Raw genomic sequence first — 6,957 nt, forward strand, 5'->3', positions numbered from 1 at the left:
TTGCACCCGCCCTTACCAGTGGGGCGGCGTCTGATCCGCCAGCGGCAGCGGGCCGCCTGCGTCAAGCTCACGCTCGGCTTCACGTTCCATCAGCATGGCAACCCGGCGGGTCAGCCGGTCGATCTCACCGCCTTGCCGGACGACGATATCGGACAGGTCCTCGACCGCCGCGGCGAGATGCGCGAGCCGCTCTTCCAGAACGTGGATGGTGAAATCCGTCATGCTTTGCCCTCCTGTACCAGCTTCAGCGCCGCCTTGCCCCCGGCCCCCCCATCCGATAGACGACCCGCAACGGAATGTGCAGGCACGAGGCGGCCATGGCCAAGCAAAATAAACCCCGGCGCCCCAAGGCGGAACCGCCCAAGGGCTTTCGAGATTATTTCGGTACCGATGTCACCGAACGCAAGGCAATGCTGGAAATGATTGCCGGCGTTTATCACCGTTACGGGTTCGATCCGCTGGAAAGTTCGGCGGTTGAAACGCTGGACGCGCTTGGCAAGCATCTGCCCGATATCGACCGCCCCAATGCCGGCGTTTTCGCCTGGCAGGAAGACGACGGCGACTGGCTGGCGCTGCGCTATGACCTGACGGCACCGCTGGCACGGGTGGCGGCGCAGTTCCGCAACGACCTGCCCAGCCCTTACCGCCGCTACGCGATGGGTCCGGTCTGGCGCAACGAAAAGCCGGGGCCGGGGCGGTTCCGCCAGTTCTACCAGTGTGACGCCGATACCGTGGGCGCGTCCAGCGTCGCGGCGGACGCGGAAATCTGTGCGATGCTGTCGGACGCGCTGGAGACCGTGGGCATTCCGCGCCGCGATTACATCGTGCGGGTCAACAACCGCAAGGTTCTCAACGGCGTGATGGAAGCCGCGGGGGTGCTGGACCCCTCCGACCCCGAGAAATTCGAGACCGAGCGCGGCATCGTCCTGCGCGCCATCGACAAGCTGGACCGCCTGGGCGAAGGCGGCGTACGCGCCCTTCTGGGCGCAGGCCGCAAGGACGACTCCGGCGATTTCACCGAGGGCGCCAATCTGACGGGCCTTCAGGCCGATGTGATCATGGCCTTCATGGAGGCCCGCCGGGACAGCGGGGCGACCACCTGTGCCCGCCTGCGCGAACTGGTATCCGGGTCGCAGATCGGCACCGAAGGCGTGGAAGAGCTTGAGACCATCGCCGCGCTGCTGGAGGCGCAGGGTTACGGACCCGACCGCATCGTGCTGGACCCTTCTGTTGTGCGCGGTCTGGGGTATTACACAGGTCCGGTCTTCGAGGCCGAACTGACCTTTGACATTCTCGACGAGAAGGGCAACCCTCGCCAGTTCGGCTCGGTCGCGGGGGGGGGGCGCTACGACGATCTCGTGAAGCGGTTTACCGGGCAGGCGGTGCCCGCCACGGGCGTCTCCATCGGGGTGGACCGGCTTCTGGCCGCGCTGCGCGCCAAGGGCCGCCTTGGCGGATCGGAAAAGGGCCCGGTCATCGTCACCGTGATGGATCGCGCCCGCATGGCCGCCTATCAGGCCATGGTGGGCGAGTTGCGCGCCGCCGGTGTCCGCGCCGAGGTATATCTGGGCAATCCCAGGAATTTCGGAAATCAGCTGAAATACGCCGACAAACGCAAGGCCCCCCTCGCCATCATCCAGGGCAGCGATGAGGCCGAACGCAATGTCGTGCAGATCAAGGACCTGGTGCTGGGCGCAAAGATTGCCGCAAGCGCAAGTCTTGAGGAGTGGAAATCCCAGCCTGCCCAGTTCGAGATTCCCCGCGGCGAGCTTGTCGCACAGGTCCAGCGCCTGCTGAACGGAGGCTGACATGGCACAAAAGGCCGCAACCCTGGCGCAGGCCGAACGCCTGTTCGCGTTTTTTCAGACCGCTGGCGCGCAACCGGTGCAAGCGGACATCCTGCAACCGGCCGAGACACTCCTGGATCTTTACGGGGAAGACATCCGCGCCCGTGCCTACGTGACCTCCGACCCCGCGCGGGGGGAGCAGATGCTGCGCCCCGACTTTACCGTGCCGGTGGTGCAGATGCACATGCAGTCCGGCGCCACACCCGCGCGCTACACCTACATGGGGGAGGTCTTCCGCCGTCAGGAACAGCACCCCGAGCGCGCGAGCGAATACATTCAGGTGGGGTTCGAACTTTTCGACGATGGCGCCCCCGCCGTTGCCGAAGCGCAGGTTTTCGCGCTGTTCTCCGAGCTTCTCTCACCCCTCGGGCTGCACGCCGCGACGGGGGATATCGGCTTGCTTGTGGCAGCGGTCGAAGGGTTGTCGACCAGCGAGGGGCGCAAGGCCGCGCTCAAGCGCCATATCTGGCGGCCACGGCGTTTCCGCGCCCTGCTGGACAGATTCGGCGGCCGCGCCCCCGTGCCTGTATCCCGTGCCAGGTTGCTGAAAGCCCTGGACAAGGTCGGGGCCGAAAGCGTCCTGAACCGGGCGGGTCCTCCGATCGGGCTGCGCGCCCACACGGAGATTTCCGCGCGCCTTCACGCCCTGCAAGAGGATGCCGCCACACCGCCAATTGCCGCCGGCGAGGTCGAGATTCTCGAAGACATCCTTGGCCTGAGGGAGACCTGCACCAACGCGCTGGAACACCTGCGCGATATCGCCGTGGACCTTCCCGCCATCGCCCCCGCCGTGGAGCGGATGGACGCCCGGCTGGAAGCCCTGTCCGCCGAGGGGATCGATGTGGATCTTCTGGATTTCGAGGCCACCTATGGCCGCACGACGATGGAGTATTACGATGGGTTCGTGTTCGGCTTTTACGCCGAGGGCCGCCCGGATCTGCCCCCCGTCGCCACCGGCGGGCGCTATGACGCACTGACCCGGCGGCTGGGCGACGGACGCGAGGTTCCCGCCGTGGGCGGTGTCGTGCGGCCGGAACTGGTGCTGAACCTGACGGAGACGCGGCCATGACGCTGAAGCTGGGGGTGCCCTCCAAGGGGCGGCTGATGGAAAAGACCTTCGACTGGTTCGCAGAGCGGGGGGTGGAGATCCGTCGCACCGGGTCCGAGCGCGAATATACCGGCGCGGTCGAGGGCGTTGAAAACATGGCTCTGGTGTTGCTGTCCGCCGGAGAGATACCGCGTGAGCTCTCCACCGGGCGCATCCATCTTGGCGTGACGGGATCGGATCTTGTGCATGAGAAGCTGGCCGACTGGCAGGCCCGCGTCATCGCAATGGAACCGATGGGATTCGGCTATGCAGACCTCGTGGTTGCCGTGCCGCATTGCTGGGTGGATGTGGACACGCTCGACGATCTCGATGCCGCCGCCGCCGCGTTCCGGGCCGGGCACGGTTTCCGGCTGCGCATCGCCACGAAGTACCACCGTCTCGTGCGCGATTTCCTGCGGGAGGCCGGGGTCGCGGATTACAGCCTTGTGGACAGCCAGGGCGCAACCGAAGGCACCGTGCGCAACCTGACCGCCGAGGCCATCGCCGACATCACCTCCACCGGGGAAACCCTGCGCGCCAACCACCTGAAAATTCTCTCTGACGGGGTGGTGCACCGCAGCCAGGCGACGCTTTTCAAATCCCGCTCCGCCCCGTGGGATGCAACCGCCCGCGCGGCTTTCCGGACACTGGAAGACAAGCTGGGTCTGGACAGCTAGCGCACCCCGATTTCCGCCAGCGCCGCGGCAAGGGCGGGGGGCAGGTCATCCCCGCCCGCGTCGTCGGGCAGGTCTTCGGGCGCGTCGGCCGGGGCGAGATAGCGCCAGCCCTGAAACGGGCGGCGCGGCTGGGGCCGGGTGCGGACGAGGTCCGGGTCGAGCACGATCCCACAGCGCACGATCCCATCCTGCCCCTGCACCGGATCGAGCCGCAAAACACGCTGGCGGACGAGGATCACACCCCGGATAACCCAGTAGAGGGAGCCGCCCGACAAAAGCGCCTCCTCGCGCCGGGGATGCATCCGGGTCACATGGCGCGGCAGCCCGTCCGGGCCCCTGGCGCGGGGGGCGGCCTGCCAGTCGCGCAAGTCTTCCAGGCTCTCGGCCCCGACACAAAGCTTTACAATATTTATGTAACTTTCCAAATTCACCCCCAATAGGTGGTATAAATTAGCACGTCAAGCGCAGAGTTCAAGTTGACCGCACCGCCCGGTGGGGCTAGTGTGAAAGGCCCTTCCAACAGTGAAACCGGATGCTGCCATGAGCCGTTTCTCCGCCCCCATTGCCGAGCAAATCTGGGATATGAAATACCGCCTGAAGAATGCCGAGAACGACAAGGGGGACGCCACGGTGGAAGACACGTGGCGGCGCATCGCGCGCGCGCTCGCCTCTGTCGAGGCGAAACCGGCCACATGGGAAGGACGGTTCTTCAAGGCTCTGGAGGATTTCCGTTTTCTGCCCGCCGGGCGCATCACGGCGGGGGCAGGAACCGGGCGGTCGGTCACACTGTTCAACTGTTTCGTCATGGGCACCATCCCCGACAGCATGGCGGGGATCTTCGACATGCTCAAGGAAGCGGCGCTGACCATGCAACAGGGCGGCGGCATCGGGTACGACTTTTCCACGATCCGCCCGCGCGGGGCCGATGTAAAGGGGGTGGCGGCGGATGCCTCGGGACCGCTGTCGTTCATGGACGTGTGGGACGCGATGTGCCGTACCATCATGTCCGCCGGGTCGCGACGCGGCGCGATGATGGCCACCATGCGCTGCGACCATCCCGATATCGAAGATTTCATCACCGCCAAGCAGGATGCCGCGCGGCTGCGCATGTTCAACCTGTCGGTACTTGTGACGGACGCCTTCATGGAGGCCGTGAAGGACGGCGGAAACTGGGATCTCCAGTTCGGGGGCAAGGTGTACCGCACCCTCGGCGCCCGCGATCTTTGGAACAGGATCATGCGTGCGACCTACGATTACGCCGAGCCGGGTGTGATCTTCATCGACCGCATCAACCAGATGAACAATCTCGCCTATTGCGAGGAAATCGCCGCCACCAATCCCTGCGGCGAACAGCCCCTGCCCCCCTACGGCGCCTGCCTGCTGGGCAGCCTCAACCTTGCCCGCCTGGTCAGGGACCCGTTCGCGGAGAGCGCCGCGCTGGATGAGGAGGCCCTGGACGAGCTGGTCGCCACCGCCGTCCGGATGATGGACAACGTTGTCGATGCCAGCCGCTTCCCCCTGCCCGCACAGCAGGAGGAGGCCCGGAACAAGCGCCGCATCGGGCTGGGTGTGACGGGCCTCGCGGATGCCCTGCTGATGGTCAAGCTGCGCTACGGCTCCGATGAGGGCGCGCGCCAGACCGAACGCTGGCTGCACAGGATCGCCCGCGCCGCCTACATGGCCTCGGTCGATCTGGCGAAGGAAAAAGGCGCTTTCCCGTTGTTCGACGCGGAGAAATACCTGGAAAGCGGCGCGCTGAAGCACATGGACAAGGACGTGCGCGACGCCATTGCCAAACACGGCATCCGCAACGCGCTGCTGACCTCGATCGCCCCCACCGGCACGATCAGCCTTTATGCCGGGAACGTGTCTTCGGGGATCGAGCCGGTCTTCGCCTACAGCTATACCCGCAAGGTTCTGCAAAAGGACGGTTCCCGAACCGAGGAGGAAGTGGTCGATTACGCCGTGCAGATGTGGCGCGACAAGTTCGGGGAGGCCGATCTGCCCGAGTATTTCGTCAACGCCCAGACGCTGGCCCCCGCCGAGCATGTCCGCATGCAGGCCGCGGCCCAGAAATGGGTGGATTCGTCGATCTCCAAGACGATCAACTGCCCGGAGGACATCTCCTTCGACGCGTTCAAGGACGTCTATCTTCAGGCCTACGAAAGCGGCTGCAAGGGCTGCACCACCTACCGCCCGAACGACGTGACCGGCAGCGTGCTGAGCGTTTCGGAGGAAAAGAAGAAAGACACGCCCAGCGCCGAGCACATTGCCGTGTCCACCGGCGACAACGACGTCCCCCCGGCCGATGTGGTCTATATCACCGACCCCCTGGATCGCCCGCAGGCGCTGGAGGGATCAACCTACAAGCTGAAATGGCCCGACAGCGAACATGCCATCTACATCACTATCAATGACATCGTCATGGGGAACAGGCGGCGCCCGTTCGAAGTATTCATCAACTCCAAGAACATGGAGCACTTCGCATGGACCGTGGCGCTGACCCGGATGATCAGCGCCGTTTTCCGCCGCGGGGGGGACGTGAGCTTCGTCGTGGAGGAGTTGAAAGCCGTGTTCGATCCGCGCGGGGGGGCCTGGATGCAGGGGAAGTACATCCCTTCGATTCTGGCCGCGATCGGCGGCGTAATCGAACGTCACATGATTTCCATCGGGTTCATCGAAGGTGAAGGCATGGGGCTGAAATCCGACCCGCAAGCCGAAATCATGACCATCGGAGAGCGGCCCCGCGGACCCGTTTGTTCCGCCTGCGGAAGCTACGAGATGCGGATGGTCGAAGGTTGCATGACCTGCGCGAGTTGCGGCTATTCCAAGTGCGGGTAAGGGGACGCCGCATCCGGGTGTGAAGGCCGTCATAAATGTCCGATTCCGGGGCAATTTGACCATCCCGGCACGGAACTCATGACCACCGGCCGCGCTGCGGCCGGTGTTTTCTTTCATATCACTATGTTGCGCCAGCCGGAAGTTTCGGGCCTGCGATCCGGAGGCTCCGGGCTCTGCCATGGGGGCGACATTGGCGGATGTGGGTGCTTTGGGCATCCTCCACAGCCGATCGGTCGGTTTTTTCCAACATTCCCGTTCCGCAGACTGGCTGCCCGAAGGCTCCCCAAAGACGATACGGGTCGATAACGGCAACGAGGTCGTCTCTCATGACCTTGATTTCCGGTTTTATGCTGACGGCGGCACACTTGGTTTCTCCCGGTCGGGGAACCCCACCGATAGCGGGATCATCATGTCTGACGTCAGCGCCAATGGGACAGAATAGGGTGATTTGATAAGAGAGGGTTTCTGGCACATCGTAACCACCAAGGAGTGGAGATGAGACAGA

Annotated in this window: 6 protein-coding genes; 4 read left to right on the forward strand and 2 right to left on the reverse strand. The window is 64.6% G+C overall.

The features are described from left to right. Nucleotides 1–12 precede the first annotated feature (12 nt). Nucleotides 13–222, reverse strand: coding sequence for a SlyX family protein (locus C8N32_RS08460; RefSeq protein WP_107892443.1), 210 nt, complete (start codon nt 220–222; stop codon nt 13–15). 95 nt (nt 223–317) lie between these two features. Here C8N32_RS08460 and hisS point away from each other — a divergent pair, with 95 nt between their 5' ends. Genes hisS through hisG form a run of 3 tightly spaced genes read left to right on the forward strand, consistent with a single transcriptional unit; the run spans nt 318 to nt 3,611 of the window. Continuing rightward, nucleotides 318–1,808, forward strand: coding sequence for a histidine--tRNA ligase (gene hisS, locus C8N32_RS08465; protein WP_107892446.1), 1,491 nt, complete (start codon nt 318–320; stop codon nt 1,806–1,808). Nucleotide 1,809: 1 nt separating this feature from the next. Then, the gene (locus C8N32_RS08470; RefSeq protein ID WP_107892448.1) at nt 1,810–2,916 is read left to right on the forward strand and encodes an ATP phosphoribosyltransferase regulatory subunit; all 1,107 of its coding nucleotides are present in this window, start codon (nt 1,810–1,812) and stop codon (nt 2,914–2,916) included. Beyond that, nucleotides 2,913–3,611 (forward strand): ATP phosphoribosyltransferase, encoded by a 699-nt coding sequence (hisG, locus tag C8N32_RS08475; protein WP_107892450.1) that lies wholly within the window; start codon nt 2,913–2,915, stop codon nt 3,609–3,611. Before C8N32_RS08470 ends, hisG begins: the two co-directional genes overlap by 4 nt. Here hisG and C8N32_RS08480 read toward each other — a convergent pair. Continuing rightward, on the reverse strand, nt 3,608–4,036 hold the full coding sequence (locus tag C8N32_RS08480; protein ID WP_107892469.1) for a DUF1489 family protein: 429 nt from the start codon (nt 4,034–4,036) through the stop codon (nt 3,608–3,610). The genes hisG and C8N32_RS08480 overlap by 4 nt on opposite strands. Before the next feature lie 115 nt (nt 4,037–4,151). Here C8N32_RS08480 and C8N32_RS08485 point away from each other — a divergent pair, with 115 nt between their 5' ends. Further along, a complete protein-coding gene (locus C8N32_RS08485) occupies nt 4,152–6,452 on the forward strand; it encodes an adenosylcobalamin-dependent ribonucleoside-diphosphate reductase (RefSeq protein ID WP_107892453.1) in 2,301 nt (766 codons plus the stop codon). The last annotated feature ends 505 nt before the right edge of the window (nt 6,453–6,957 follow it).

Origin of the sequence: Rhodovulum imhoffii (assembly GCF_003046545.1) — a bacterium.
In the GTDB taxonomy this organism is placed as follows: domain Bacteria; phylum Pseudomonadota; class Alphaproteobacteria; order Rhodobacterales; family Rhodobacteraceae; genus Rhodovulum; species Rhodovulum imhoffii.

What these genes read in the sequence shown, in the direction of transcription:
- C8N32_RS08470 (WP_107892448.1), top strand. Translation starts at nt 1,810, where the DNA reads ATGGCACAAAAGGCCGCAACCCTGGCGCAGGCCGAACGCCTGTTCGCG.
- hisS (WP_107892446.1), top strand. Translation starts at nt 318, where the DNA reads ATGGCCAAGCAAAATAAACCCCGGCGCCCCAAGGCGGAACCGCCCAAG.
- C8N32_RS08460 (WP_107892443.1), bottom strand. Translation starts at nt 222, where the DNA reads ATGACGGATTTCACCATCCACGTTCTGGAAGAGCGGCTCGCGCATCTC.
- C8N32_RS08485 (WP_107892453.1), top strand. Translation starts at nt 4,152, where the DNA reads ATGAGCCGTTTCTCCGCCCCCATTGCCGAGCAAATCTGGGATATGAAA.
- hisG (WP_107892450.1), top strand. Translation starts at nt 2,913, where the DNA reads ATGACGCTGAAGCTGGGGGTGCCCTCCAAGGGGCGGCTGATGGAAAAG.